The organism is Microbacterium sp. NPDC090225, from assembly GCF_044772365.1.
In the GTDB taxonomy this organism is placed as follows: domain Bacteria; phylum Actinomycetota; class Actinomycetes; order Actinomycetales; family Microbacteriaceae; genus Microbacterium.
Genome location: NZ_JBIVYS010000001.1, coordinates 2,833,859 through 2,858,873, shown reverse-complemented (window position 1 = coordinate 2,858,873; position 25,015 = coordinate 2,833,859). Strand labels below are relative to the sequence as shown.

The following is a 25,015-nucleotide window of genomic DNA, read 5'->3' as shown; positions in this document are numbered from 1 at the left end:
GCGTGCCACAGCATCCGCCTGACCACCACCCCGAGATGCGCGGATGAGGCTCGCAACGCCCGAGTAGATTTGCTGACATGCGCGCCCGCCTCACCCCCGCCCTCGCGATCGCCGCGCTGACGGTCGCGGCGCTCACGGGATGCGCCACGACGACGGATGCCCCGGCATCCGCATCCTTCACCGCACCGCCCGCCGGCGCGGTGCCCGACTACCAGCTGGGCGGCGCCTACCCACCGGCATCCGGGGTCGGGATCGTCGGGCGCGATCGCGCGGCCGAGCCCGCCGAGGGCGTGTACTCGATCTGCTACGTCAACGGGTTCCAGACGCAGCCCGGCGAACTCGACCTCTGGGACGACGACCTGCTGCTGCAGCGCGACGGCGCCCCCGTGTTCGACCCGGACTGGCCCGACGAGGCACTCGTCGACACCTCGACGTCCGCGCAGCGCGAGCGCATCGCCGCCCTCGTCATCCCGTGGATCGAGGGATGCGCGGATGCCGGGTTCGACGCCGTCGAGTTCGACAACCTCGACTCGTACACGCGGTCCGACGGCGCCCTCACCCTCGAGGGGAACCTCGCCCTCGCGACGCTGCTCGTCGATGCCGCGCACGGTGCGGGTCTCGCCGCCGGGCAGAAGAACGCCGCCGAGGATGCCGCTGTGCTGCAGGACGAGGCGGGATTCGACTTCGCCGTCACCGAGGAGTGCGCCGCCTATGAGGAATGCTCGGCGTACACCGATGTCTACGGCGAGGCCGTGATCGACATCGAGTACAGCGATGAGCTGCCCCGCCCCTTCGCCGAGATGTGCGCCGACGACGAGTCGCCCGCCTCGATGGTGCTGCGCGACCGTGACCTCGTGACACCCGACGACGAGGCGTACGTCTTCGAGACGTGCGCCGGCTGACCTCTTCGGCGCGGGCCGCGCGCGAGGAGACGAGCAACCCCGCCGATACGGTGGGGGCATGACCACGGATGCACGCGTGATCGCGATCCTCGAAGAACTGCCCGAGCTCGTCGACGCCGGCGAACAGGACGGACGCCGGTGGTTCGCGCGCTGGAACGAGGGGGCGGTCCGCCTGCTCGACGATCAGCTGAGCGAGGTCAACGGTCGCGCTCTCGAGCTGACCGGAGACGTGCGTGTGCGCGCGGCATCCGCCCTCGACCGCCTGGTGCTCACCACCGGCGACGACACCGTGCTCGTCGGCGCCGAAACGGTCACGGTCGCGGGGCTCTCGATCGACGCCGCCGCGTTGGTCGGCGAGCTCGTCGTCGCCACCGCGCCCGTCGACGACGGCGGGCATCGGGTGCTGCTGCTCGACCCCGCGACAGGAGCGGTCGTCGACGAGCACCGGGTCGATGCCGACGATGCGATGGCGGTCGTGCACCCGCATCCGACCGGTCCGGTCGTCGTGATCGAGCTGGCGATGGGGCAGGACGGATGCCTCGCCCTCCGCGTCGAGGTCGACGCGTCCGGTCCGTCGGGGGCGCAGCTGCGGCTGACCGAGATCCTCGCAGGACACGACCCGGTGATCGCCGGCTTCCGCCCCGCCGGGGACCGGCTGCTGATGGCGCCGTACCCGAGCGACCCCGAGACCGCGCGGGTGTTCGCGTGGCCGTCTCTCGACGAGGTCGGCCAGGTGTCGGCCGCCGATATCGATGCGGAGTACGGTTTCGGCCTCGCCGCCTGCTGGATCGACGACGACCGGGCCGTGCTCGTCGCACCGGAGCACGCGGTCGTACTCACCGGTTCGGCGCTCGACGCGCCCGAGCGGGTCGACCTGTCGGAGATGCTCGGCGACGACGCGGAGATCGAGTCGCTCACCCCGCTCGCCCCCGGCCGCATCGCCGCGGGCGTCTGGACACCGAACGGGCGATCGACGCGGGTGATCGAGTTCGCGGCCTCGCACGACTGAGGCGAGCGACAGCCTTTCGTCGCTCTGTCAACGGGCGGGTGCCGACCGAGGCGATGCGCGAGCCTGGGCATCCGCCCGGATCGACCGACGGTCCACCGACGAGAGGACACCCCATGAGCGACCCGAAAGCGTACCCCGACGACAGCGGCCCCTACGACGCCGCCGCGGATGCCGCCGCCGAACCCGCCGACGACGGCAAGGTGTTCACCGCCGATGAGGGGTCCGACCACGACAGCCCGCACGACGGTGAGCAGGACCCGCTCGATCAGAGCGACAGCCTCGAGCGCTGACCCGCTCCGGGCCCGGAGCGATCCCGGTCGGTCGGGCCACCGCGTCAGACGCGGTCGTCGTCGACGACCGTCGTGGTCGTCGCACTGCGAGCGCGGCTGCGGCGCGTGATCAGCAGGATGATGCCGATCAGGAAGATCAGCACGCCCGCGGCCATGAGGATGTACCCGACGAGATCGAGATCGATCCAGTCGAGCCTCACCTCGAGCGCGAAGGTCAGGATCGCGCCGACCACGAACAAGAAGATTCCGGTTCCGATGCTCATGCGTGTTCTCCTTCCGGCATCCGATGACGCCGTCCCGCTTCATGATCCCGGAATACTCGGCCGGCGGGAAGGGCTTGACTTCGGCGCCGGGACGCCCGCTTCACGCCCGACGCGGCGCGGCGGTCGAGGCCCGCACGATGAGCTGCGAGCTGAGCGTCGCCGCCTCCCCGATCACGGCGCCCGCGATCGCCTGCAGCAGCAGGTCGACGCCGAGGGCGCCGCTGCGCTCGATCGGCATCTGCACGGTGGTGAGCCCGGGAGTGACGGCGCCGGCCAGGTCGATGTCGTCGATGCCGACGAGGCTCACGTCGTCGGGGCAGGTGAGGCCGAGGTCGAGGAGCCCTGCTTCGAGGCCGATGGCGACGAGGTCGTTGTAGGCGACGACGGCGGTCGCCCCGCTGGCTGCGGCGAGCGCGGCGGCGGCTCGGCCGCCCTGGATGGATGCCTCGTGGTGGCTCAGGCGGGTGAGGCGGATGCCGTGGCGTCCGCAGGCGCGTTCGATGGTGTCGAAGCGGCGTGCGTCGGCCCACGAGCCGCGCGGGCCGGAGGCGTAGGCGATGTGCTCGTGCCCGAGGGCGACGAGGTGCTCGATCGCCTGCGCGGGGCCGTGCTCGGCATCCATCAGCACGCTCGGGATGCCGTCGATCTGCCGGTTGACGACGACCGAGGGGGTGTCACCGATGAGGGCGACCACGTCGGCGTCGGGGAGGCGGGGAGAGCAGAGCAGGATGCCGTCGAGCTTGCGGGCCTGTTCGATCTGCTCGCGCTCGCGGCGCAGGTCCTCGTCGGCGTCGAACAGCACGATGCGGTGCCGCCCGTGCCATGCCTGGCCCTGGATCGCCTTGAGGAGCTTGCCGTAGACGGGGTTGGCGACGTCGGGCACGATCACGCCGAACGTGCGGGTGGCGGTGCCCGCCTGCGGGCCGGAGTATCCGAGATCGCCGGCGGCTTCGAGCACCCGGCCGAGGGTGGCGGGGGCGAGGCGTTCGGGTTCTCCGAAGGCGCGCGATGCCGTGGCGATCGAGACGCCTGCGCGCTTCGCCACGTCGGTCAATGTCGCTGCCACGTCCACCCCTCCGGTTGCCGCAATCCTATGGCACGATCCCCACCATGAAACGGACTTGACAAGTTTGTACAACTCATACACACTGCTTTACATGACGATCAACGCCGATCTCCGGATCCTGAGCCGCGCCACCCCCGCGGACATCGCTCCGCTGGTCACCCCCAGCGGCACCGGAATCCTGCACCTGGGTCTCGGCAGCTTCCACCGGGCGCACCAGGCCATGTACACCGCCGCCGCCATCGCGCAGGACGGCGGGGACTGGGGCATCGTCGGCGCCGCCTCCCGCTCGCGCACGGTCGTCGACGCGATGCACGCGCAGGACTTCCTCTACTCGGTCGCCACCATTTCCCCCGCCGGCACCAGCCTCGCGATCCCCGGCGTGCACACCGACGCCTTCGTCGCCGGCGACGAGCCCGAGCGCGTGGTCGCGCACATCGCCGATCCCGGCATCCGCATCGTCACGCTCACCGTCACCGAGAACGGCTACAGCTACTCCCCCGCCACCGAGCACCTCGACCTCGACGACCAGGCCGTGCGCGCCGATCTGCAGGGCGGCGCGCCGCGGTCGACGATCGGCCAGCTCGCCCGCGGCCTCCAGGCCCGTGCCCGTTCCAGCGCCGAGCCGATCGCGATCCTCAGCTGCGACAACCTCGCCGCGAACGGCAAGCACACCGAGAAGCTCGTGCGCGAGTTCCTGCAGGCCCTTCCCGGTGGCGAGGCATCCGACGCCCTCGACTACCTCGACCGCTCGGTCACCTTCCCCTCGAGCATGGTCGACCGCATCGTGCCGTCGACCACCGCCCGGCTGCGCGACGAGGTCACCGGCCTCCTCGGCGCGGTCGACGGCATCCCCGTGCCGGGCGAACCGTTCACGATGTGGGCCATCGAGGACGCGTTCGCCGGCGGACGCCCGGCCTGGGAGGCCGGCGGCGCCGTCTTCACCTCCGAGGTCGCCCGCTACGAGCAGATGAAGGTTCGCCTGCTCAACGGCACGCACTCGCTCATCGCGTACCTCGGTGCCCTCCGCGGAGTCGGCACGATCCCCGAGGCGATCGGCATCGACCGGATCGCGGATGCCGCGCGCGGCGTCATGCGCGGCGAATACGAGCCGTCGGTCGACGTGCCCACCGGTGTCGACATCCGCGCCTACGAGGCCGAGCTGTTCGAGCGCTGGGGCAACAGCGCCCTCGGGCACCAGACCCGCCAGGTCGGATCGGACGGCTCGGTGAAGCTGCGCCAGCGCATCCCGGAGCCCGCGCTCCTCGCCCTCGGACAGGGGCGAATGCCGCACCTCATCGCACTCACGGTCGCCGGGTACCTGTCGTGCCATGCCCCGCTCGGCGGCTTCGACCCCGGCGCGCACGCGGCCGCGATGACCGACCCCGCCCGCGAGCGCCTCGCCGGGCTGGCCGCGGGCGCACGCGACGGCGTCGATCTCGCCCGCCGCGTGATCATGGACCACCGCCTCTTCGGCAGCGAGCTCGCCCATCAGGACGCCTTCGCCGCCCGCGTCGGCGAACTGGTCGACACGATCCGTCGCGCAGGCGTCGACGCCGCGATCACCGATGCCCTCTCCGCCGCGGAAGAGGGCGAGCTCGACAACGACACGACCGCCACGACCACCACGAACGCCACGACCGCCACGAAGGAGGCCCGCCGATGAAGTCGCTCGTCATCCACGGCAAGGAGGACATCCGCTGGGACGACCGGGATACCCCGGAACCCGGCGCGGGCGAGGTGCGACTGCGCGTCGGCTTCGTCGGCATCTGCGGATCCGACCTCCACTACTACTTCCACGGCGCCAACGGCGAGTACACGATCCGCGAGCCCCTCGTGCCCGGCCACGAGCTCTCCGGCGTCGTCGACCTCGACCCCTCCGGGCGTCTCGCCCCGGGAACGCCGGTCACCGTGCACCCGGCCCGCTACGGAGCATCCGTCGCCGGCCTCGAGGACCGCCCGCACCTGCGCCCCGGCGGCGACTACCTCGGCAGCGCCGCGGCGAACCCGCACCGTCAGGGCGGAGCATCCGAGTACCTGATCGTCGAGGAGCACATGATCCGCGTGCTGCCCGACGGCCTTCCGCTCGAGCGCGCCGCACTCGCCGAACCCCTCGCCGTCGCGCTCCACGCCGTCGGTCTCGCGGGCGACATCGCAGGCCGACGCGTACTCGTGATCGGCGCCGGCCCCATCGGGCTGCTGGTGGTCGCCGCGGCCGTGCACGCCGGCGCCGGCGTCGTCGGCGCGAGCGACGTGCGCCCCGAGCCCCTCGACCGCGCGCTGGCTCTCGGTGCGACCGAGGTCTCCCTCGTCGGCCGGGACACGATCGAGAACGAGTCGTACGACGTCGTCTTCGAGTGCTCGGGCGTCGGTGTCGCCCTCACCCAGGCCGTGCGCGCCACCCGCCGCACCGGCACGATCGTGCAGGTCGGCATGCTTCCGAACTCCGACATCGGCGTGAACCTCGCGCCGTTGCTGGCGAAGGAGCTCACGATCCGCGGCGCCTTCCGCTTCTCGACCGAGATCGACGACGCGGTGCGCATGCTCGCGGAGTCGGATGCTCTCGACCCCGTGATCTCGCACGTGCTCCCGGCATCCGATGCCGTGAACGCGTTCACGATCGCTCGCGACTCCTCCGCCTCGGCGAAGGTCCTGCTCTCCCTTTAATCCACCCCCTCACGCTTCACCCCCCTTTTTCTCTGGTCCGAAGGAGTACCTCCCATGTCAGACGCCACCACGACGGCCCCGGCCGCCGATCCCGCCGCGAAGAGGTCGGTGCGCGACCTCGTCCGCGCGGCCATCTCGGGCTGGCTCGGCACCGCGCTCGAGTTCATGGACTACCAGCTGTACTCGCTGGCGGCCGCGCTCGTCTTCGCCGATCTGTTCTTCTCGTCCGAGAACCCCGCCGTCGCGGTCGTCGCCGCGATGGCCACCTACGGCGTCGGCTACGTCGCCCGCCCGGTCGGAGCGTTCTTCTTCGCCCGCCTCGGCGACAAGACCGGCCGCACGAAGGTGCTCTTCTACACGATCCTGCTCATGGGCCTCGCGACGACGCTCATCGGCTTCCTGCCGACGTACTCGCAGGTGGGCGTGCTCGCGCCGATCCTGCTCGTGCTGCTGCGCATCGCCCAGGGCTTCGGTGCGGGAGCCGAGATCTCCGGCGCCGGCGTCATGCTCGCCGAGTACGCCCCGGTCAAGCGCCGCGGCATCATCGCCTCGCTCGTCGCGCTCGGCACGAACTGCGGAACGCTGCTCGCCTCCGGCATCTGGGCGATCCTGCTCGTCGCGTACAGCGAGGACGAGGTCATCGACTGGGCTTGGCGCATCCCCTTCATCGCCAGCGCCGTCATCATGCTGTTCGCGATCTGGGTGCGCTTCAACCTCAAGGAGACCCCGGTCTTCGAGGAGCGCGACGACGTCGTCGACGGCAAGGCACTCTCCCGCGAGGAGACGATCCAGCTCGCGACCGAGACCGGCGACATCCGCACGCTCGAGGCCATGCAGCGCAAGCCCATCAAGGCCTTCGTCATCGCCCTCCTCCTGCGCTTCGGCCAGGCCGGCAACTCCGGCATGATCCAGACGTACCTCATCAGCTACATCACCGTCGTGCTTCTGCTCGACCGCTCGATCGGCGTCAACGCCGTGATCGTCTCGTCGCTCGTCGCCTTCATCACGGTGCCGCTGTCGGGCTGGCTCGGCGACCGCTTCGGCCGCAAGCGCATGTACATGGTGTGGGCGGTCATCGCCCTGATCGTCATCGTCCCGACGATGCTCATGATCGCCAGCAAGGACACCACGCAGGTCTTCATCGGCTACGTGGTGCTGCACAACCTCGCGGTGATGAGCTTCGCGTCGCTCGAGAACCTCACCCTCCCCGAGCTGTTCGGTGCGCGCAACCGCTACACCTACACCGCGATGGCCCGTGAGATCGCGGCGATCGTCGCCACCGGCGCCGGTCCCGTCATCGCCGCCGCATGGGTGTCGGCCGTCACCGGATCGTTCATCCCGATCATCGTCATGCTCGTGTTCTTCACGCTCTGCGCGCTCGTCGCGTCGATCATCATGCCCGAGGTGGCCGGTCGCGATCTGACCGACCCCCGCGACGCCGCCTGACCGCGACGCGCATCACGACCCGGGGTGCGGCCGAGACCTTCGGCCGCACCCCGCACCGCACCCGCACCGCACCCCGCTTCACACCCGCTTCACCAGGAGAACCGAGAACGCCATGACCATCGAGCTCGTCGACGTCAACATCACCAGCCCCGGACGCAACTTCGTCACGCTCAAGATCACGACCTCCGACGGCATCACCGGCCTCGGCGACGCGACCCTCAACGGGCGTGAGCTCGCGGTCGCCTCGTACCTCGCCGATCACGTCGCCTCGATGCTCGTGGGCCGCGACGAGGACCGCATCGAAGACACCTGGCAGTACCTCTACCGCGGCCCGTACTGGCGCCGCGGCCCGGTCACGATGGCCGCGATCGCCGCGGTCGACATGGCCCTGTGGGACATCAAGGCCAAGAAGGCCGGCATGCCCCTCTACCAGCTGCTCGGCGGAGCCAGCCGTGAGGGCGTGCGCGTCTACGCCCACGCCTCCGGCACCGACTACGCCGCCCTCAAGAACGCGATCACCGGCTACGCGGAGCTCGGCTACACGGCCGTGCGCGTGCAGACCGGCGTTCCCGGCCTCGGCCAGATCTACGGCGTCTCGTCGTCGGGCCCGGGCGTGCGCTACGACTACGAGCCCGCGAAGCGCTCGGGCGACCGTCCCAGCGAGGAGCGGTGGGACACCCGCAACTACCTGAACCACATGCCCGGCGTCTTCGCCAACATCCGCGAGGACTTCGGCACCGACCTGCGCATCCTGCACGACGGCCACCACCGCATGACCCCGATCGAGGCCGCGCGCTTCGCGAAGGACATCGAGCCCTACGACCTCTTCTGGCTCGAGGACTGCACCCCGGGCGAGGACCAGACCGCGCTGCGCCTGGTGCGCCAGCACTCCACGACGCCGCTCGCGATCGGCGAGGTCTTCAACTCGGTCTACGACTACCAGACCCTCATCACCGAGCGCCTGATCGATTACGTACGCTCGGCCGTCACCCACACCGGCGGCATCACGGCCATGAAGAAGCTCCTCGACTTCGCCGCGATCTACGGCATCAAGTCCGGCATCCACGGTCCGACCGACATCTCGCCGGTCGGCATGGCGGCAGCCCTGCACCTCGACCTCGCGATCCACAACTTCGGCATCCAGGAGTACATGCCGCACAACGCCCAGACGCTCGAGGTCTTCCAGACCTCGTTCACGTTCGACAAGGGCTTCCTGCACCCGGGCGACAAGCCGGGTCTGGGCGTGGAGCTCGACGAGGATGCCGCGGCGGGCCACGAGTACACCAAGGCGTACCTGCCGGTGAACCGTCTGCTCGACGGCACCGTCCACGACTGGTGACGCGTTCATGACGGGTGACGATCGCGGGATGATCACGCCCGGCGGGGTGATCACGCTCGGCGAGAGCATGGCGCTGATGCGCACCGTCGAGCTCGGCTCCCTCCGGCACGCGAGTGCGATGGCGCTCGGTGTCGGAGGGGCTGAGAGCAATGTCGCCATCGGGCTGCGGCGCCTCGGAGCCTCCGTCGCGTGGCTCGGTCGGGTCGGCGACGATTCGCTCGGCGAGCGGGTGCTGCGCGAGATCCGCGCCGAGGGCGTCGACGTGCACGGCATCGTCGATGCGGATGCTCCGACCGGGCTCATGGTGAAGGAACGGCCCTCCGCGGCCTCCACCGCCGTGCACTACTACCGCGCGGGGTCGGCCGGATCGCGGCTGCGCCCCGACGATCTGCCCGCGGAGTGGGTCGAGCGCGCGGCGATCCTGCACGTCACCGGCATCACGCCGCTGCTGTCGACCTCGGCGCGCGAGGCGCTGCTCGTCGCGGTCGACCGCGCGACGGCCGTCGGGGTGACGGTGAGCGTCGACATCAACTACCGCTCGGCTTTGGCCCCCGTCGCCGAGGCCGGCCCCATCCTGCGGGAGATCGCGGAGCGCGCCGACCTCGTCTTCGGCGGCGCCGAGGAATTCGCCGTTCTCTACCCCGAGGCATCCGCGACCGACGCGGCAGCGCTGCTGCACGCCGCGGGCGTCGGCCAGGTCGTGCTCAAGCAGGGCCCGGACGGGGCATCCGTCTTCACCCCCGACGAGGTGGTCGCTGCCCCCGGCTTCGCGATCGACGTGGTCGACACGGTCGGCGCGGGCGATGCGTTCGTGGCGGGCTATCTCAGCGCGCGGCTCGAGGGGCAGGGCATCGCCGGCACCCTCCGGCGAGCCAACGCCTGCGGCGCGATAGCCTGCCTCGTGCCCGGCGATTGGGAAGCCGCTCCGACGATGCGGGAACTCGCGCGGTTCCTCGACGGCGGGGGCGACCCCGTACGTCGCTGAGCAGACCTCCGCCCGCGGGCGTCTCTCAGTTCTGGGGGGTCTCGGGCGTCTCGAGCATCTCGTCGACGAGGCTGATGCCACCCGAGGAGTTCGCCGACATCATGAGCTGCTCGATCCACTTCAGGTTCAGCTGCGGCGCCTCGGGATCGTCGAACGTGAAGCGCAGCGGGATCGACGGGTGCAGCCAGATCGTCGACCGGCCGTCGTCGCCGCCGTCGGCGTGACGCCACGACAGCGTGAAGCTCTCGTTGCGGCGCAGCTTCGTGGCGATCGCGACCTTGAGATGCGCGAGTGCACGGTCATCGATGTGGATGGCGTCGTCCGAGCCGCCGTAGTGCAGAGAACCCATATCCGAAACCATAGTCGGGTCCGACGCTGGCGGATGCCGGATACGGCTACCAACGGCATCCGCCTCGCGCAACCCCCTCAGCGTCGGGGCGGTTCAGGTCTACCGTCGAGCGCATGGACGGGTCGAGAACGAAGCCGAGAACACGGATCGAGATCGACGGACGCGAGTTCCTTCTGGACGGCGACCGCGACCTCGTCGATCTCATGTCGCGGATCGAGGCGGCCGCACGGTCGGAGCCGACCTTCGTCGACATATCGAGCCGCGGGGGTCTCGTGAGCGTGCTCGTCTCACCCGGCGCACGCGTCGTCATCTCGGTCGAGCACGAAGGACGCGAGAGCATCGACCACACCCCGCCGATCGCCCCGCTCAGCGACTGGGACCTCTGACCGGTCGGTTGACGGGTCGGTCGGGTGGACGATCAGTTGATGATCTCGGCGCGCTCGTCGGCGTGCAGCGCGGCGAGCTTCCGCCGCCACTCGGCGAGCGCTTCCGGTGCCAACCGGACCCAGTCGTCCACCTCGCGCACGACCCGCAACGCGGCAGCGCTGCGGTAGGAACGGGTCGGGTTGCCCGGAAACTTCTTGTCGGTGACGTTGGGGTCGTTCTCGAATTCCCCGGTCGGTTCGACCTCGTACACGCGCGGTGCACGATCGCCGGGAGCGAGCTCGGCCGCGAGACCCGCACCGTTCGGCATCGCCGTGAAGTAGATGTGGTTCATGACGATCTCGGGGCGGTAGTTCGAGGGGAACCCCGCGGTCAGCAGATCGCCCGGCCGCAGATCGGCCTTCGTGCCGTGGAAGAACGGTCCGTCGTCGAGTGCGTCGCTCACGCCGACAGCCTATGCCGGGGCCTCGCCCACCGACAGTGACGACCGTCAGCGCCCGAGAGCGACGGCGACCGCCCAGACGGCGGCGGCCACGCCGATGATGATCGCGCCGACGGGGAGCAGGTGCGAGAGCATCTCACCCCGGCCGGCCGCCCCCGGGTAGCGACTGGACGCCTCGGGCGGAGTGAGCGGATCCGCGATCACGACGGGATCCCATCCGAACCTGGCGAGCGCCGCGGCGAATCCCGCGTCGCGCGGGGTGAAAGCCATGACCAGCCCTCCGCTCTGCCGCAGGACGACCCGTCGCGTCGCTGTCGGCCCCAGGCGCGTCGGCAGCACGAGGGAGATGAGCACGACCTCATCCACCGACGCTCGGTCGATGGTTCTCCTGCGCCCCCACACGCGTCGGATCGTGACGCTCCGCTCACCGACGGTCGCCTCGACTAAGCGGACAGTGAGGGCGTCACCGGCGATCCACAGGACGCCAGAGATCGAGCCCAGTGCCAGCAGGACGCCCAGCGCGCCGGCACCCGATCCCCCGCCGAGTGTGGAGAGGACATCGCTGTGATCATCTGGACCCGCTGGGGGATTCTCGTACCGCTGGCGCTCGCCCTGTCGGCGTTTCTCGGGAATCAGACACTGACCGGACTCGGCCTGCCCTCGAAGGGTCCCCTGGTCGGCGTGGCCATGTTCGGCTACGCCACGCTGGTCAGCCTGGCGCTGACGCTGTGGGTGTTCCCACGGCTCGACAAGCCGCAGCCCGCGATGCTCGAACGCGTGCTCGCCGAGCCGATCGTCGATGAGAAGGGCCGCAAGAAGACGACCGAGATCGTGCAGGCGGTCGACGACGAAGGCAACGGTCTCTTCGTCACTCCGCGGTCGACGCTCTTCTTCATCCCCGTGCGCTTCTACTGGATCGTCTTCGCCGTCGTCGCGGTGGTCGCGACGATCCAGTGGATCTTCACGCGCTGAGGGTCACCGCTCCGGCAGCTCGACCGTCTCGTTCTCACCCTCGAGCGGCTCGCCGGTGATCTTCGACTTCACGAAGCTGAACAGCGAGGCGATCTTTCCGCCCGGGCTGTCCCAGTACTCGGCGGACTCGGCGGTGAACTTCAGCAGGCCCACGTCGGGGTCGTCGGGCCCGTTCGTGAACCAGGCCTCGACCGTGGGACTCCAGAGCTCCCGCACCTTCGCCGGGTCGTCGACGAGCGCCGCGGTGCCCGACAGCGACACCCACGAGTCGTTCGACGAGAGCGATACGCCCACGCGCTCGTCGGCCTGGGCATCGAGCACGAGCGTCGCGCTCTTCGACACGAGGAACCAGAGGTCGCCGTCGAACTCGGCCTCCTGCACGGTGAGCGGATGCGAGACGAGGCGCCCCTCGGCGTTGCGCGTGGTGAACATCGCGAAGCGGAAGTCCTTGAGGAGCTCGGCGACCCGCTGGACGGGGGTGGTGTCGGTCATGAGAGTGTCCCTTCTGCGCCACGATTCGCGCGGCATCCCCGCCATCCTGCGACGGGCGGATGCCGGCGCCGAGGGGGTTGCGGATCCGCGCGGGAGGGCATAGTCGTGACGCGCGATGGTTGCGCAATCACCGCACGTCGCTTCTGACAGACTGGGAAGGTCGAGGGGAACGACGAGGGAGAGATCGATTCGATGACCGCAGGAGACGCCGAAGACCTCGAACGATCGCTCGCCTCCGCGCAGGATGACGGCGACTGGACCGGGGTGCTCGGCATCCTGGGGTCCCGCTGGAGCGATCTCTACCAGAGCCACCCGCAGGTGTTGATCCGCACGATCGAGAATCTGCCCCCGAAGGTGCTGCAGGCGAACCCGCGCCTCCGCTTGGCCGAGGAGCACCTGCGTCGACGCTCGACCCGCCAGCCCGAGAGCCGCGCGTACACCGACATCCTCGCCGACGACCCGGATGCGCCGCCGCTGGATCGTCTCGCCGCTCTGACCGGCCGCATCGCGACCGCCCGTGGCGACGGTCGTCTCGACGACGCGACCGCCGCCGCCGACCTGGCCGTGCAGACGCTGCGCGCCGTACCGGTCGACATCATCCCGACCTTCGCCAACGCCCTCCCGGAGCTGCATTACCACTGGGGCGTGACGTACTTCCTCGCCAACCGGTTCGACGATGCGCTCGAGCAGTTCGCCCGCAGCTACGACTGGGCCGCATCGGTCGACAACCGTCTCGTCCGCCTCACGGCGGGCGGGGCCAGCGCCTTCATCCATGCGGTGCACGGCCGCGGACGCGACGCCGCGCGCTGGCTCGCCCAGCTCCCGGAGGTTCCCGACGGCGCCTGGTGGGCGGCGGATGCTCCGACCGCCGCACGTCTCGCCGATGCAGTGCTGCACACCGACCGCCTCGACATGGACACCGCCGGCGAGATCCTCGAGGGCATCGACATCACTCTGTCGCTGGATTTCTGGGGTCCGTACTTCGCGCTGCGCGCCTTCATCACCACCCCGGACCGGCGCGACGACGCGCAGGTGCTGCTCTCGGAGTTCGACTCCTTCGTCGCCTCCCTCGCGCCCGAGTACGCGCGGGTGCAGGTGAATGCCGACTACACGCGCCTGGTGCGCTACCTGCTACTGCTCCTGCTGCATCAGCCCGATCGCGCCGCGCGCGAGCTCGACATCGCGGCCCCCTCCGCCGACGAGAGCCTCGTGGTGCAGATCGGCGCGACGCTGCTCGCCCGCCGCCTCCTGCAACGCGACCAGGCCGCGGCGGCGCGGCGCATGATCGTCCCTCTGCTGCAGACGTCGAACGCGCGCCCGCGCATCCTCATCGCCGCGCTCACGATCGCCGCGGAGACGGGCGCGCCCGAACAGCGCGACGATCTGCTGCAGCGCGCCGCCGCTCTCGCCACCTGGAACGGCGTGTACTCCGCCCTCCCCCAGGCGACGACCCCGGCGCGCCTCGCCCTCGCCGACATGATCGAGGAACGCGGGGAGCCGGAGATCGCCGGTCTCCTGCGCGTCCTCGCGGAGGTGGCGGCGGTCGCCGGGACCGAGGCCCTCACCCGCCGCGAGGCCGCGGTCGTGGCATCGGCCCTGGCCGGACTGTCGAACACCGACATCGCCGCCCAGCAGCACGTGAGCGTCAACACGGTCAAGTCGCAGCTGCGGGGCGCGTTCCGCAAGCTCGAGGTCTCGAGCCGCCAGGAGCTGATCGCGCTGTTCCAGCTCGGGCGCTGAGCCAGGACTCAGGTGTACGGGATAACGTCGGTGGGTACGACCACCGCGATCCCCGACACCTGAGGACACGATGAGCCGCATCACCCCCGCTCTGGAAGCATCCGCCCCCGCCTACGACGGTTTCGTCGGCTGGGTGCTGAGCCTCATCGAATCGCTCGGGGAGGTGGGCGTCGGCATCGCGATCCTCATCGAGACGTTCGTGCCGCCGATCCCGTCGGAGGCGATCCTGCCGGTCGCCGGGTTCCTCGCCTACGAGGGCCGGATGAGCGCGTGGGGCGCGTGGGCGGCGGCCACCCTCGGCGTGCTCGTCGGTGCCCTGATCTGGTACGCGATCGGCGCCGCGGTCGGGCGCGACCGCACGCGTCGGATCGTCGGTCGTATCCCGCTGCTCGACCACGACGACTTCGACAAGGCCGAGGCGTTCTTCGCCCGCTGGGGCGGCGGGGCGGTGCTCTTCGGGCGTTGCGTGCCGCTCGTGCGGTCATTCATCTCGATCCCCGCGGGCATCGAGCGCATGCCGCTGTGGAAGTTCACGCTCTACACGCTGATCGGCTCGGGCGTCTGGAACGCGATCTGGATCGGTCTCGGCTTCGCGTTCGGCCCGGCCATCAAGCCGGTGCTCGAGGAGTGGAGCGGCCTCATCTCGAACATCGCCGTCGGGGCGATCGCCCTGCTCGTGCTCGCGTTCATCGCCGCGCGCATCCGCCGGCGGCTGCGCGAGGGCGACGCACGACGGATGCCGCAGCCCGACGCCGACTGATCCCTCAGGCGTCGGCGGTGCGGGCGGCGCGCTTCGCGTCCTGGAACACCCGGATCGCCTCGTAGCGCTCCGCCGAACGCGCCTGGCGCTTGGCAGCCTGCTCCTGACGGTTCTTCGGCGGCGCCGAGGTGACGAGTCCGTCGAGCAGACTCCGCACCGACCGTTCGATCTCGGCGATCGCCCGGTCGAACACCTCCTGGTTCGCGCGCGACGGCGCGTTCGTCCCCGAGATCTTGCGCACGAACTGCAGTGCGGCGTCGTGGCATTCGTCGTCGGATGCCGGGGGCTCGAGGTTGTTCAGGGGGATGATGTTGCGGCACATGCCTGCCAGGCTAGATCGCTGAGCGCCGGAGTCAAGAGGTGGCGGCGTGGCCCCGGCGACGGGCGCGGACCCGTGCCCACCCGTTGGCACGGGTCCGCCCCTCCGAACGGGTGGTCAGCCGCGCGCGATCGCCGCGAGTTCGACCCGCGAGGTGGCCCCGGACTTGCGCAGCAGGTTTGAGACGTGGAACTTCACGGTGTTCTCGCTGACGCTGAGCGTGTGCGCGATCTCGCGGTTGCGTCGACCAGCGGCGATCAGGCGCAGAACGTCGCGCTCGCGGGGACTGGCGTCGATCGCGGCGGGCAGGTCGCCGGCATCCGCGGGTGGGTCCAGGGGCAGGCGGATGCCGACCTCCGAGCCCCAGCCCGGGGTCGCCGACACCGAGAAGTCGCCGGCGAGGGCCGACACCTGCTCGCCGATCGAGCGCAGGGTGTCGTCGTGGGTGGTGAGGTCTCCGCGGCCGTCGTCGCGGATGCCGATGAGCAGGTTCAGGCCGTCGCAGTCCCACTGGATGCGCACGCGCCGGGTGTCGCCGCGGTCGACGATCGCCAGCACGGTGCTGCGCACGATGGCGCGCGCGGGGTGCGCGATGTCGCCCGGGAGGGCACGACCGTTGGCCGGTGGCTCGACGAATTGCACGTCGAGCTCGCTGTACCGAACGAGCGGGCGCAGGTCGCCGCGCAGCCGCTCGAACGCCCCGCTCACCGGCTCGAGGCCCGCCCCCTGCTCGTCGTTCAGGGTGCGCAGCCCCACGAGGGCACCGGCGGCGACGTCGACCGCGATCGTACGCGCCGCCCGGTCGTCGAGGCGGGTCGAGCGCAGCGTCGCGAGCAGGGACTCGAGCGTGAGCGCATACCGGTCGCGCTGCTCGGCGAGTGCGCGGGAGTGGTCGGCGGTGAGGCGGCGCGACGTGGTCTGCGCGGTGCGGTCGGTGGCGCTCATGGGTACCCACTCTATCCAGCCCCCTCCTTTCGGGTAGGCCGAACGGTCCCGAGGCAGGAGCGCCCGACGATCGGATGCTGACGAGGCTGGGTACATGCCCCTCACCACTACCATCTCCCCGGGAGCGGCGATCTCCCTCGTCGCGAACGAGCTCCTGCACGCCGCCGAGCGCACGAGCGTCGCGAACGCGCGACAGCTCGACGAACTCGCCGCCCTCCTCACCGACGCCGACCGCGTCTTCGTGATGGGCGCGGGCCGCTCGGGACTCGCCCTGCGCATGACGGCGATGCGCCTCATGCACCTGGGCCTCGAGGTGCACGTGGTCGGCGACACCACCACTCCCGCCATCGCGGCGGGCGACGTGCTGCTCACCGCGAGCGGTTCGGGCACGACCGAGTCCATCGTGCGCGCGGCCACCCGCGCCTCCGGGATCGGCGCACGCGTCGGCGTGATCACCACCGCCGAGTCGTCGCCCCTCTCCGACCTCGCCACGGTGCGGGTGCGGGTGCCCGCGGCGCAGAAGCTCGACCGCAGCGCAGAAGCGTCGGCGCAGTACGCCGGGGGCCTGTTCGAGCAGATCGTCGTCGTGATCGGCGACGGGCTCTTCCACGCGCTGTGGCAGCGCCAGGGATCGAGCGCCGACGAGCTGTGGCCGCGGCACGCGAACCTCGAGTGACGCCCGACAGCGGCATCCGTCTGCTCCCCCCGAAACCATCCCCAGAAGAACGGAACACCCATGAAACTGCAGTTCGCCATCGACACCCTCAGCACCGAGAAGGCCCTGGAGCTGGCCGCCGCCGCCGCCGCGCACGTCGACATCCTCGAACTCGGCACGCCCCTCATCAAGAGCGAGGGCCTGTCGGCGATCACCGCGCTGAAGGAGGCGCACCCCGACAAGGTGATCTTCGCCGACCTCAAGACGATGGATGCCGGTGAGCTCGAAGCCGACATCGCCTTCGGCGCGGGCGCCGACCTCGTGACCGTGCTCGGCGCCGCCGACGACAGCACCATCGCCGGTGCCGTGAAGGCCGCGAAGAAGCACGGCAAGGGCATCGTCGTCGACCTGATCGGCGTCGCCGACAAGGCAGCCCGCGCCCAGCAGGTCATCGGCCTGGGCGCGGAGTTCGTCGAGATGCACGCCGGCCTCGACGAGCAGGCGCAGGAGGGCTACTCCCTCGACAGCCTCCTCACCGACGGCACGGCATCCGGCGTCGCGTTCTCGGTCGCGGGTGGCGTGAACGCGTCGAGCATCGCCGCGGTGCAGGCATCCGGCGCGCAGGTCGCCGTCGCCGGCAGCGCGATCTACAGCGCCGACAACGTCGGAGACGCCGCAGCGGCGCTGCGCGCCGCGATCGTCTGACCCGCGGGCACGCCCCCCACACGAGCGCCGAGACCCACCGCCCCCGACGTGCGGGTGGTGGGTCTCGGCGTTCGCGGTGGGCGACCCGCCGGAGTGCCGACCGGTCAGGCCTCGGAGCGCGAGTCCTCGAGCGACGGGTAGTCGGTGTAGCCCTCGGCGGTCGAGCCGTAGAACAGTTCGGGGCGGGGCTCGTTCAGCTCGGCGCGCGTCTGCCAGCGCTCGACGAGGTCGGGGTTGGCGATCACGGGGCGCCCGGCGGCGACGGCATCCGCCCATCCCTCCTCGACCAGCTCCTCGGCCTCCTCGCGGGTGGTCGGGGTCGAGAAGCCCGAGTTGACGATGAGCGGGGCCTTCGACGCGGCACGGATCGCCTGCACCAGGTCGGCGCGCGGGTCGGCGTTGAGCACATCGACGAACGCGAGTCCGAGGGCGGCGAGGCCGTTCGCGACGGCGGTGTAGGTCGCACGCACGTCGGCGTCGTCCTCTTCGAGCACGCCCTGGATGTTGTGCTGGGGAGACAGACGGATGCCGGTGCGTTCCGCTCCGACCGCCGCGGCGACGGCGCGCGTCACCTCGACGGCGAAGCGCGCGCGGTTCTCGGGAGATCCGCCGTACGAGTCGTCGCGCACGTTCGACACCGGCGAGAGGAACTCGTGCACGAGGTAGCCGTTGGCGCCGTGCACCTCGACACCGTCGAACCCGGCCGCGATCGCGTTGCGCGCCGCCTGCACGAACTGCTCGACCACGACGGGGATCTCGTCGAGGGTGAGCGCGTGCGCGACGGGCAGGTCGGCCTTGCCCTCGGGCGTGCGGGTCTGGCCCGGGGCGGCGAGCGCGCTCGGGCCGACGACGCGGTCCTCCCCCGAGATGAGCGGGTGCGAGACGCGTCCGCCGTGCATGAGCTGCATCACGATCGTTCCTCCGGCCGCGTGCACGGCGTCGGCGACACGGCGCCAGCCCTCGATCTGCGCGGGCGTGACGATGCCCGGCTGCCCGGGGTACGACTTGCCCTCGGCCGCGGGCCACACGCCCTCGCTGATGATCAGGCCCTGACCGGCGCGCTGGCGGTAGTAATCCACCATCGTGTCGGTGGGCACGCCGGCGTCATCGGCGCGGGTGCGCGTGAGCGGCGCCATCACGACGCGGTTGGACAGGTTCAGGGCGCCGAAGACGGCGGGCGAGTAGAGAGTCACTCTGAGGGGAAGGCGCGGGCGCGGCGACGTATTCCCGGTCGCTCCCGCCGCGCCTCCCGCCATGCCGCGATCACGCGCCCGGTCACGCCTCAGGACGGATGCCGGCCAGCATGATGTCGAGGAACAGCTGCCGGTCGCGCGCGTCTCCGATGCGCACGGCGTGCTCGACTCCGCAGATCAGTCGTTCGAGCTGCACGATCGTGAGCTCGGGGCGCACAATGCCCTCTCGACGCGCACGCTCGAGCACTCCCTCGAATGCGGTGAAGATCTCGACCTTCATCGCGCGCACGCTCTCCTCCTCGTCATCCGGTGAGAGCAGCACGGCCTGCAGTCCGCCGTCTTCGAGCTGCAGCGCGAGGGCGTTGTCGAGGAAGGCCGCGAGGGCTGCGCGGGTGTCGGGATCGCCGGTCGCTGCGCGGGCGATCGTCAGCATCCGCTCGAGCGTCTCGACCGACAGCGCCTCGACGAGCGCGTGCACGGTCGGGAAGTGGCGGTAGACCGTGCCGACGCCGACGCCGGCCTCGCGGGCGACGGCGTTCAGGCTCAGCCCGTCGCCGCGCTGGGCACGGGCGACCTCGAGGATCCGCGCCCGGCTGCGCGCGGCATCCGCCCGTATCTGTCGCATGCCCCCAGGGTATCACCGCAAGCGGATAGATCATCCGGTTGTGTTATGGTCAAACGGATAACTCATCCGCTTAGCATCCGAGGACTGCTCATGACCTGGAACCCCGTCCTTCTCCCCGACCAGACCGGACGCACGATCGTCGTCACCGGCGCGACCGCCGGCATCGGCTACTTCGCCGCCGAGCAGCTCGCGGCGGCCGGCGCCGACGTCGTGCTCGCCTCGCGTTCCGAGAGCAAGCTGCGCCTCGCCGAGGCCTCCATCCGCGCCCATGCCCCCGGCGCTTCCGTGCGCAGTGTCGTGGTCGATCTCGCGTCGCTCGCATCGGTCGATCGCGCAGCCGAAGAGTTGCAGGCACTCCCCCGCCTCGACGGCGTGCTCCTCAACGGCGGCACCATGTCGGGCTGGCGCGGGGCACCCACCGCCGACGGACTCCCACCCCTGCTCGGCACCCACGTCGTCGCGAACGTGCGCCTGCTCTCCGGCATCCTTCCCGCCCTCGTCGCGACCGGCGAGGCGCACGGACGGGCCGCCCGCATCGTGCACACGTCGACCGGTTTCGTGAGCCAGTTCCGTGTCGACGTCGACGACGTGCGGGCGACACCGCGGCTGGCGATCAGCGCCTACACGAAGGCCAAGACGGTCACCGAGGTCTTCGCCTTCGAGCTCGACCGGCGCCTGCGTGCGAGCGGCCTGCCCGTGGCGTCGCTCGTCGTGCGGCCCGGGGTCGGCGTCGATGCGAAGACCCCCGAGCGCGCCGGCATCCGCGATGCGACCACGCCGTACCAGCGCAACCCGTACACGCCGTGGGCGCAGGGCAAGGACACCGCCGCGTGGGCGGCCGTGCGCGCCCTCACCGATCCCGAGGCGCAGGGCGGCGAGTACTACTCGCCCGCCGGTCGCCTGCGCGGGCTGCCCGTGCGCGTCGAGCCGCTGCCCCGGACCCACACGCCTCCCGCGGCACTCGCCGCGTCGGTCTGGGAGCAGCTCGAGCAGCTCGCCGGGGCGCCGATCCGGATGCCGAGACCCACCGGTCGCACCGAGACCCACCGCCCCTGACGTACAGGGCGATGGGTCTCGACGGGCGCGGTGGGTCTCGACGACCTCAGCCACGCGCAGCGCCGCCCACAGCGGATGCCGCGCCTACGGCACGAGCGTGAACCTCACCTCCGTCACGTTCCCCGCCACGTCGTGCACGGTGAGCACGTTCTCGCCGACCACCGCGCCGAACGACCCCGGCTTCACGTTGTTGAGGTCGGACCAGACGTTGTCGCTCAGATCGGTGCCGGTGTCGTTCACCGTCACGCGGTCGATCTTGAAGGCGTCGTTCAGCTTGAACGACACCTTCGAGAAGACGCCGTCGGCGCCGATCGTGAACGCGGATCCGGTCTTGAGCGTGACGGTGGGCGGCGTGACGTCGAGCGTGAACCGCACCGTCGTCTCGTTGCCCGCGGCATCGCGCACGACCAGGGTGTTCGCGCCTTCCACCGCGCCGAACACCCCCGGCTTCACCCCGTTGAGGTCGGACCAGACGGCATCCGTCACGTCCTTCTCGACGCCGTTGAGCGCGAGGCCTGAGACCAGCCCCTCGTCGTGCAGCTTGAACGAGACCTTCGAGTAGACGCCGTCACGGCCCACCGTCGTCCCGGCATCCGTCTTGACCGTCACGGCCGGAGCCGTGGTGTCGGTCGCAGCCGCCGTGACCGTCAGGTCGCGCAGGCGCCCGAAGTTGTCGAACGAGCCGAACCCCACCCGGCCCTCCGGGAACGTGGTGTCGGTGGCGGTGAGCAGCGGGGTGTCGAGCCCGTCGAGGTAGACGGCCACCTCACCCGTGTCGCAGCGCACCACGCGCACGTCGTGCCACTCCTCGTCGGTGATCGCCGGCGGGGCACCGACCGTGCCGTCCCACTGATCGTCGACCCGCACACGGTCGGCCTTGTTCACCGTGAAGATGCCGTTGTGCGGGTAGATCGTGTTGTCCTTCGACAAGTGCACGTAGGAGTACTCGGTGTCGGACTTCCACCCGAACACGATGATGACGTCGCGGTTGTTGACCGACGCCTTCTCGTCGATGCGCACCTGGGCCGAGAGATCGAACGACCCGAGCTCGGGGCCCTCGGTCAGCACGGCGTATTCGAAGGGCCGACGGATGCCGTCGTTCGGGTTCGCGCCCGCCTCGGTGAGCACGATCTGATCACCGGGGAAGTCCCACTTGGCGGGCGTCCGCGGCGTCCAGTTCTCCTCGCCCATCACGTCGGTGATGACCTGCCCGTCGGGCGTGCAGGCGGCGGGGGTCGGCGGCTCGACCGGCGGCACGGCGTAGAGCGCGTACTGCGCCGCGATCTGCTCGGCGGTGGGCACCGTGTCGAGCAGCATCACGTCGTCCATGCGGCCGTGGAACGGGTTCGCCTCGCGGGTGTTCTGCGGGAAGCTGCCGCCGATCTTGATGCCCGCGGGCGTGGTGTCACTCGTCGCGCCCCCACCCCACGGGTTCGCCGCCGTGTACCGCCCGGCGAGCTCCTCGCCGTTCATGTACAGCTTCATCTCGCCGCCGGCGAAGTCGAAGGTGGCGGCGAGATGCACCCACTGCCCCTTCTTCAGGATCTCGTCCCACGGCAGATCGGCCGCGAACGTCCACGACCCCGCACCGTCGACACGGCGGCCGAGGGCGACGAGCTTGAGCTCACCGTCGACCGTGATCACCTCGAGCAGCGCCCGCACGGCGTGGCCGTCGGAGGTGCCGGTGAGCACGCCCGCGAGGCCGATCGCGTTGTAGACGTCGTCGGGGTTGGCGGTGCCCGAGTTCAGTGCCGGGTGATCGCCGGTGGGCTTGAACCAGCCCATCACCGAGATCTCCTCGGCACCGGCGAAGTCACCGAGCGTGTCGACGCCCGCAGCGTCGTAGACCCCGGCCTTCCAGTCGTCGTTCGAGGCCGTGGTCGGGCTCATCTGCTGCGTCTGCAGCGCCTTGCCCGCTCCCGGGTAGGCACGATCGGCCACCCGCTGCTCGACGCCGCCGTTGATCAGCGCGATGTCGGTGCCCGAGCGCCCCTGGTCGACCTCGACCGTCGGGTCGGCGCCCGGGTGGTCGAAGTCGTGGTGGGTCACGACGTTCGGTGCGAGCTCCGGCAGCACGAACGGGGAGGACGGACCAGCCTCGCGGGCTCCCGTCACCTTCCAGATCTTGCCGTTCGCCTTCGAGACGAGGTACAGCTCGCCGTCGGCATCCGATCCGAAACGCAGGTCGACGCGCGTGTCGCCCACCAGCTCCTGGAACGTGGTCTCCTCGCCGTCCTCGAACACCCGCAGCTCCTCGATCGTGGCGAGGTCGTCGGGGTCACCCGCGTTGCGAACCATCTCGTCGGCCTGCGTCGAGAGCACCCAGCCGCGCACCAGATCGGTGAACAGGTAGCGGCCCTGCAGCGCCTCGATGTCGCCGCGGTAGACGAAGCCACCGTTCACGGCCACGCCCGCATCACCGGTCTGGCCGGGGTCGCGGTTGTGGTCGTAGGCGGCGACCGGGTAGGTGAAGCCGAACTCGGCATCGTTCTCTGGCAGCGGGAAGATCTGCCGGTTCTCGGCGAGGAACGAGCCCTCGCGCACCGACCAACCGAAGTTGTCGCCCGGCTCGACGGCGTAGACCGACTCGACCTGCCACTCGCCGATGTGGGCGAGGTACATGGTGTGGTCGCCCTCGGGATCCCAGCTGATGCGGTGCGGGTCGCGCAGACCCACCGCGTAGATCTCGGGCAGCGCGTCCGCGTCACTCAGGAACGGGTTGTCGGCGGGGATGCCGTACGCGCCGTTCTCGCTGTCGTCACCGGTCGGGTCGATGCGCAACACCTTGCCCTGCGGGGTCGCAAGATCCTGCGGGTTGCCGTTGCCGACGCCGTTACCTCCGTCGCCGACGAGGATGTACAGGATGCCGTGCTCGGCGGTGCCTTCTGCGGCCGTCGGGTTGAAGGCGATCTGCTGCACCGTGTGCACGCGTCCGCCGAAGGGGATGCGCATGACCTCGCGGTGCGTGCCCTCGAAGGTCTCCGCCGAGGGATCGGATGCCGTCCACTCGGTGATCACGCTGTGGAACTGCGTGTTGCCGTAGGCAGGGAAGTCGGGGGTGTCCTCGGTGAGTGCCGTGCCGCCCTCGGTGTGCACGGTGTAGAAGAGCCCGTTCTCGGCGAAGTCCGGGTGGAACTCGGCCGCGCCGAGTCCGGTGCCCAGGCCCGCGCTGTTGTGGAAGTTGTCGACGAACTCGTCGCGCACGTTGAGATACGGCACGTACTCGCCGGATGCCTTGTCGACGAGGTACAGGATCGCGTTGTTGTCGGGCACCATCAGGCGGCCCGAGTCGTCGGGAACCTCGTCGAGGTGCGTGATGCGGTTGTGCCGCACGAGGCGCGGGTCCTGCGTGGCCGGAGTCGTCGTCGACTCGGGCAGCTGGGCGAGCTCGGTGACCTCGATGCCCAGGCTCGAGAGCTCGGGGTCGGGCAGCGGATTCAGCAGGGGCTCGGCGGGCGTCTCGCCGGGAGCGCAGTCGCCTTCGTTGCCCGTGGCGATCGCCAGGTTCTCCCCGGTGGTGTCGACCGCGACGTCGTCGAGGAGCAGGCGTCCGGTGCTGGTGGCGCCGTTCTTCCAGAAGAACCGGTCGAGGTCGCCGTTCACGGCCTGGCGGAAGCCGAACTGCTGCTCGGTGCCCTCGGGCAGGCGGGTGATCTCGTCGTAGGCGCCGCCCTGGCTGTAGACGGCGACCTTGTCGGTGGCGTTGTCGGCGACGATCCAGACGCACTGCCAGGCGTCGCGCGACCAGACGCCGGCGGGTTTGAAGGCCCCGCCGTCGCGGACGCGCAGCACGTCGTCGTTCTGGTTGTTCACGTACGCGCGGCTGTGCGCGTAGTCGTTCGGAGCGTCGACGTCGGTCAGCCCGAACGAGGTGTCGACGCTGCCGGTGCGCAGGAAGCGGAAGAACAGCGTGCCCGTCGTTCCGTCGGCGATCGCCGGGATCTCGCGGAAGGCCTGCTGCCCGCCGCCGACCGACTCGACGACCTGGTTGTTGCCGTTGAGCGGGTCGGCGACGACGCGAGGAGCGGCGGATGCCGTCCACCCGTCCTGTCCGTTCAGCGCCGTGCGCTCGTAGCCCTCGAAGTCGATCACCTCGGGGAAGGTGGCATCGGCCGTCGCGGGGGTGGCGGCGAGCAGGGTGCCGATCATGGCCGCGGCGATGGCGGCCGCCCCGGCTCTGCGGTGGCGCCTGCCTCCCGGTGGCACGGCATCCGTTCGCCGGTTCGCGCTCGTCGACCGTGTGTTTCGCTTCTGCATCAGAGACCTCTCAACGTCATCGTCGTGTGGTGTCGTGCCGGTGTGGTGTCGCGCGCCTCCCCGGGGCGGCACTGCAGAGGGGAGGGCGATCAGCATCACGGAAGCGCATGCGTAAGCGCTTTCGCAACCGCTTTCGTCGAGGCTAGCGCGCAGGCGC

At 70.5% G+C, this 25,015-nt stretch carries 26 protein-coding genes; 15 read left to right on the top strand and 11 right to left on the bottom strand.

Going from position 1 to position 25,015, the window contains the following annotated elements; translation table 11 throughout:
• The first annotated feature begins 77 nt into the window (after positions 1-77).
• From ACIQTT_RS13755 to ACIQTT_RS13745, 3 genes are all read left to right on the top strand, one after another.
• Positions 78-902, top strand: coding sequence for an endo alpha-1,4 polygalactosaminidase (locus ACIQTT_RS13755; RefSeq protein WP_402790980.1), 825 nt, complete (start codon positions 78-80; stop codon positions 900-902).
• A 58-nt stretch (positions 903-960) separates the two neighbouring features.
• A complete protein-coding gene (locus ACIQTT_RS13750) occupies positions 961-1,911 on the top strand; it encodes a hypothetical protein (protein ID WP_402790977.1) in 951 nt (316 codons plus the stop codon).
• 113 nt (positions 1,912-2,024) lie between these two features.
• Positions 2,025-2,201 (top strand): hypothetical protein, encoded by a 177-nt coding sequence (locus ACIQTT_RS13745; protein ID WP_247633935.1) that lies wholly within the window; start codon positions 2,025-2,027, stop codon positions 2,199-2,201.
• A gap of 44 nt (positions 2,202-2,245) precedes the next feature.
• Here the strand turns inward: ACIQTT_RS13745 and ACIQTT_RS13740 are convergent, their stop codons facing one another.
• A complete protein-coding gene (locus ACIQTT_RS13740; RefSeq protein WP_402790974.1) occupies positions 2,246-2,464 on the bottom strand; it encodes a DUF6458 family protein in 219 nt (72 codons plus the stop codon).
• A 100-nt stretch (positions 2,465-2,564) separates the two neighbouring features.
• On the bottom strand, positions 2,565-3,530 hold the full coding sequence (locus ACIQTT_RS13735) for a LacI family DNA-binding transcriptional regulator (protein WP_402790972.1): 966 nt from the start codon (positions 3,528-3,530) through the stop codon (positions 2,565-2,567).
• 91 nt (positions 3,531-3,621) lie between these two features.
• Between ACIQTT_RS13735 and ACIQTT_RS13730 the strand changes: the two genes are divergently transcribed.
• The 5 genes from ACIQTT_RS13730 (at position 3,622) to ACIQTT_RS13710 (ending at position 9,964) form a co-directional block, all read left to right on the top strand.
• Positions 3,622-5,193 carry a mannitol dehydrogenase family protein gene (locus tag ACIQTT_RS13730; protein WP_402790969.1) on the top strand — a complete coding sequence of 524 codons (1,572 nt, stop codon included), beginning with the start codon at positions 3,622-3,624 and terminating at the stop codon, positions 5,191-5,193.
• A complete protein-coding gene (locus ACIQTT_RS13725; RefSeq protein ID WP_402790966.1) occupies positions 5,190-6,194 on the top strand; it encodes an L-idonate 5-dehydrogenase in 1,005 nt (334 codons plus the stop codon). Before ACIQTT_RS13730 ends, ACIQTT_RS13725 begins: the two co-directional genes overlap by 4 nt.
• Positions 6,195-6,248: 54 nt before the next feature.
• Positions 6,249-7,640, top strand: coding sequence for an MFS transporter (locus tag ACIQTT_RS13720; protein WP_402790963.1), 1,392 nt, complete (start codon positions 6,249-6,251; stop codon positions 7,638-7,640).
• Between the two features lie 112 nt (positions 7,641-7,752).
• Complete coding sequence (gene manD / locus ACIQTT_RS13715; RefSeq protein WP_402790960.1) at positions 7,753-8,979, top strand: D-mannonate dehydratase ManD; 1,227 nt, start codon at positions 7,753-7,755, stop codon at positions 8,977-8,979.
• A gap of 28 nt (positions 8,980-9,007) precedes the next feature.
• Positions 9,008-9,964, top strand: a complete 957-nt coding sequence (locus ACIQTT_RS13710) for a sugar kinase (protein ID WP_402790957.1) — start codon at positions 9,008-9,010, stop codon at positions 9,962-9,964.
• 25 nt (positions 9,965-9,989) lie between these two features.
• Here the strand turns inward: ACIQTT_RS13710 and ACIQTT_RS13705 are convergent, their stop codons facing one another.
• Entirely contained in the window at positions 9,990-10,313 is a 324-nt protein-coding gene (locus ACIQTT_RS13705) for a hypothetical protein (RefSeq protein WP_402790955.1), read from the bottom strand.
• A gap of 113 nt (positions 10,314-10,426) precedes the next feature.
• Here ACIQTT_RS13705 and ACIQTT_RS13700 point away from each other — a divergent pair, with 113 nt between their 5' ends.
• Positions 10,427-10,699 (top strand): hypothetical protein, encoded by a 273-nt coding sequence (locus tag ACIQTT_RS13700; RefSeq protein ID WP_402790953.1) that lies wholly within the window; start codon positions 10,427-10,429, stop codon positions 10,697-10,699.
• A 32-nt stretch (positions 10,700-10,731) separates the two neighbouring features.
• On the opposite strand, the gene arr is transcribed toward ACIQTT_RS13700, so the two are convergent.
• Both arr and ACIQTT_RS13690 read right to left on the bottom strand, forming a co-directional pair.
• A complete protein-coding gene (gene arr / locus ACIQTT_RS13695; RefSeq protein ID WP_402790950.1) occupies positions 10,732-11,142 on the bottom strand; it encodes an NAD(+)--rifampin ADP-ribosyltransferase in 411 nt (136 codons plus the stop codon).
• Positions 11,143-11,187: 45 nt separating this feature from the next.
• On the bottom strand, positions 11,188-11,493 hold the full coding sequence (locus tag ACIQTT_RS13690; protein ID WP_402790947.1) for a hypothetical protein: 306 nt from the start codon (positions 11,491-11,493) through the stop codon (positions 11,188-11,190).
• A gap of 210 nt (positions 11,494-11,703) precedes the next feature.
• On the opposite strand from ACIQTT_RS13690, the gene ACIQTT_RS13685 reads away from it, so the two are divergent.
• Positions 11,704-12,111 (top strand): hypothetical protein, encoded by a 408-nt coding sequence (locus ACIQTT_RS13685; protein WP_402790944.1) that lies wholly within the window; start codon positions 11,704-11,706, stop codon positions 12,109-12,111.
• Positions 12,112-12,114: 3 nt separating this feature from the next.
• Here the strand turns inward: ACIQTT_RS13685 and ACIQTT_RS13680 are convergent, their stop codons facing one another.
• The gene (locus ACIQTT_RS13680) at positions 12,115-12,603 is read right to left on the bottom strand and encodes a pyridoxamine 5'-phosphate oxidase family protein (protein WP_402790941.1); all 489 of its coding nucleotides are present in this window, start codon (positions 12,601-12,603) and stop codon (positions 12,115-12,117) included.
• A gap of 192 nt (positions 12,604-12,795) precedes the next feature.
• On the opposite strand from ACIQTT_RS13680, the gene ACIQTT_RS13675 reads away from it, so the two are divergent.
• Together ACIQTT_RS13675 and ACIQTT_RS13670 are read left to right on the top strand one after the other, a co-directional pair.
• Positions 12,796-14,343 (top strand): LuxR C-terminal-related transcriptional regulator, encoded by a 1,548-nt coding sequence (locus ACIQTT_RS13675; protein ID WP_402790938.1) that lies wholly within the window; start codon positions 12,796-12,798, stop codon positions 14,341-14,343.
• A gap of 70 nt (positions 14,344-14,413) precedes the next feature.
• Positions 14,414-15,103, top strand: a complete 690-nt coding sequence (locus ACIQTT_RS13670; protein WP_402790935.1) for a DedA family protein — start codon at positions 14,414-14,416, stop codon at positions 15,101-15,103.
• Between the two features lie 4 nt (positions 15,104-15,107).
• On the opposite strand, the gene ACIQTT_RS13665 is transcribed toward ACIQTT_RS13670, so the two are convergent.
• Both ACIQTT_RS13665 and ACIQTT_RS13660 read right to left on the bottom strand, forming a co-directional pair.
• Positions 15,108-15,425 (bottom strand): DUF2277 domain-containing protein, encoded by a 318-nt coding sequence (locus tag ACIQTT_RS13665; protein ID WP_402790932.1) that lies wholly within the window; start codon positions 15,423-15,425, stop codon positions 15,108-15,110.
• Positions 15,426-15,539: 114 nt separating this feature from the next.
• Positions 15,540-16,367, bottom strand: a complete 828-nt coding sequence (locus ACIQTT_RS13660) for a LuxR C-terminal-related transcriptional regulator (protein WP_402790929.1) — start codon at positions 16,365-16,367, stop codon at positions 15,540-15,542.
• 94 nt (positions 16,368-16,461) lie between these two features.
• On the opposite strand from ACIQTT_RS13660, the gene hxlB reads away from it, so the two are divergent.
• Together hxlB and hxlA are read left to right on the top strand one after the other, a co-directional pair.
• The gene (gene hxlB, locus ACIQTT_RS13655; protein WP_402790926.1) at positions 16,462-17,043 is read left to right on the top strand and encodes a 6-phospho-3-hexuloisomerase; all 582 of its coding nucleotides are present in this window, start codon (positions 16,462-16,464) and stop codon (positions 17,041-17,043) included.
• Positions 17,044-17,103: 60 nt separating this feature from the next.
• Positions 17,104-17,727 (top strand): 3-hexulose-6-phosphate synthase, encoded by a 624-nt coding sequence (hxlA, locus tag ACIQTT_RS13650; protein ID WP_402790923.1) that lies wholly within the window; start codon positions 17,104-17,106, stop codon positions 17,725-17,727.
• Positions 17,728-17,831: 104 nt separating this feature from the next.
• Here the strand turns inward: hxlA and ACIQTT_RS13645 are convergent, their stop codons facing one another.
• Both ACIQTT_RS13645 and ACIQTT_RS13640 read right to left on the bottom strand, forming a co-directional pair.
• Positions 17,832-18,920 carry an alkene reductase gene (locus tag ACIQTT_RS13645; protein WP_402790920.1) on the bottom strand — a complete coding sequence of 363 codons (1,089 nt, stop codon included), beginning with the start codon at positions 18,918-18,920 and terminating at the stop codon, positions 17,832-17,834.
• An 82-nt stretch (positions 18,921-19,002) separates the two neighbouring features.
• The gene (locus tag ACIQTT_RS13640; RefSeq protein WP_402790917.1) at positions 19,003-19,545 is read right to left on the bottom strand and encodes a TetR/AcrR family transcriptional regulator; all 543 of its coding nucleotides are present in this window, start codon (positions 19,543-19,545) and stop codon (positions 19,003-19,005) included.
• A gap of 90 nt (positions 19,546-19,635) precedes the next feature.
• On the opposite strand from ACIQTT_RS13640, the gene ACIQTT_RS13635 reads away from it, so the two are divergent.
• On the top strand, positions 19,636-20,601 hold the full coding sequence (locus ACIQTT_RS13635) for an SDR family NAD(P)-dependent oxidoreductase (RefSeq protein ID WP_402790915.1): 966 nt from the start codon (positions 19,636-19,638) through the stop codon (positions 20,599-20,601).
• Between the two features lie 84 nt (positions 20,602-20,685).
• Here the strand turns inward: ACIQTT_RS13635 and ACIQTT_RS13630 are convergent, their stop codons facing one another.
• The gene (locus tag ACIQTT_RS13630; protein WP_402790912.1) at positions 20,686-24,858 is read right to left on the bottom strand and encodes a PQQ-dependent sugar dehydrogenase; all 4,173 of its coding nucleotides are present in this window, start codon (positions 24,856-24,858) and stop codon (positions 20,686-20,688) included.
• Between the last annotated feature and the right edge of the window lie 157 nt (positions 24,859-25,015).

Bases quoted from the DNA above. Each gene is read 5' to 3' on its own strand.
- ACIQTT_RS13755 (WP_402790980.1), top strand. From the start codon at position 78: ATGCGCGCCCGCCTCACCCCCGCCCTCGCGATCGCCGCGCTGACGGTC.
- ACIQTT_RS13750 (WP_402790977.1), top strand. From the start codon at position 961: ATGACCACGGATGCACGCGTGATCGCGATCCTCGAAGAACTGCCCGAG.
- ACIQTT_RS13745 (WP_247633935.1), top strand. From the start codon at position 2,025: ATGAGCGACCCGAAAGCGTACCCCGACGACAGCGGCCCCTACGACGCC.
- ACIQTT_RS13740 (WP_402790974.1), bottom strand. From the start codon at position 2,464: ATGAGCATCGGAACCGGAATCTTCTTGTTCGTGGTCGGCGCGATCCTG.
- ACIQTT_RS13730 (WP_402790969.1), top strand. From the start codon at position 3,622: ATGACGATCAACGCCGATCTCCGGATCCTGAGCCGCGCCACCCCCGCG.
- ACIQTT_RS13725 (WP_402790966.1), top strand. From the start codon at position 5,190: ATGAAGTCGCTCGTCATCCACGGCAAGGAGGACATCCGCTGGGACGAC.
- ACIQTT_RS13720 (WP_402790963.1), top strand. From the start codon at position 6,249: ATGTCAGACGCCACCACGACGGCCCCGGCCGCCGATCCCGCCGCGAAG.
- manD (WP_402790960.1), top strand. From the start codon at position 7,753: ATGACCATCGAGCTCGTCGACGTCAACATCACCAGCCCCGGACGCAAC.
- ACIQTT_RS13710 (WP_402790957.1), top strand. From the start codon at position 9,008: ATGATCACGCCCGGCGGGGTGATCACGCTCGGCGAGAGCATGGCGCTG.
- ACIQTT_RS13705 (WP_402790955.1), bottom strand. From the start codon at position 10,313: ATGGGTTCTCTGCACTACGGCGGCTCGGACGACGCCATCCACATCGAT.
- ACIQTT_RS13700 (WP_402790953.1), top strand. From the start codon at position 10,427: ATGGACGGGTCGAGAACGAAGCCGAGAACACGGATCGAGATCGACGGA.
- ACIQTT_RS13680 (WP_402790941.1), bottom strand. From the start codon at position 12,603: ATGACCGACACCACCCCCGTCCAGCGGGTCGCCGAGCTCCTCAAGGAC.
- ACIQTT_RS13675 (WP_402790938.1), top strand. From the start codon at position 12,796: ATGACCGCAGGAGACGCCGAAGACCTCGAACGATCGCTCGCCTCCGCG.
- ACIQTT_RS13670 (WP_402790935.1), top strand. From the start codon at position 14,414: ATGAGCCGCATCACCCCCGCTCTGGAAGCATCCGCCCCCGCCTACGAC.
- ACIQTT_RS13665 (WP_402790932.1), bottom strand. From the start codon at position 15,425: ATGTGCCGCAACATCATCCCCCTGAACAACCTCGAGCCCCCGGCATCC.
- ACIQTT_RS13660 (WP_402790929.1), bottom strand. From the start codon at position 16,367: ATGAGCGCCACCGACCGCACCGCGCAGACCACGTCGCGCCGCCTCACC.
- hxlB (WP_402790926.1), top strand. From the start codon at position 16,462: ATGCCCCTCACCACTACCATCTCCCCGGGAGCGGCGATCTCCCTCGTC.
- hxlA (WP_402790923.1), top strand. From the start codon at position 17,104: ATGAAACTGCAGTTCGCCATCGACACCCTCAGCACCGAGAAGGCCCTG.
- ACIQTT_RS13640 (WP_402790917.1), bottom strand. From the start codon at position 19,545: ATGCGACAGATACGGGCGGATGCCGCGCGCAGCCGGGCGCGGATCCTC.
- ACIQTT_RS13635 (WP_402790915.1), top strand. From the start codon at position 19,636: ATGACCTGGAACCCCGTCCTTCTCCCCGACCAGACCGGACGCACGATC.
- ACIQTT_RS13630 (WP_402790912.1), bottom strand. From the start codon at position 24,858: ATGCAGAAGCGAAACACACGGTCGACGAGCGCGAACCGGCGAACGGAT.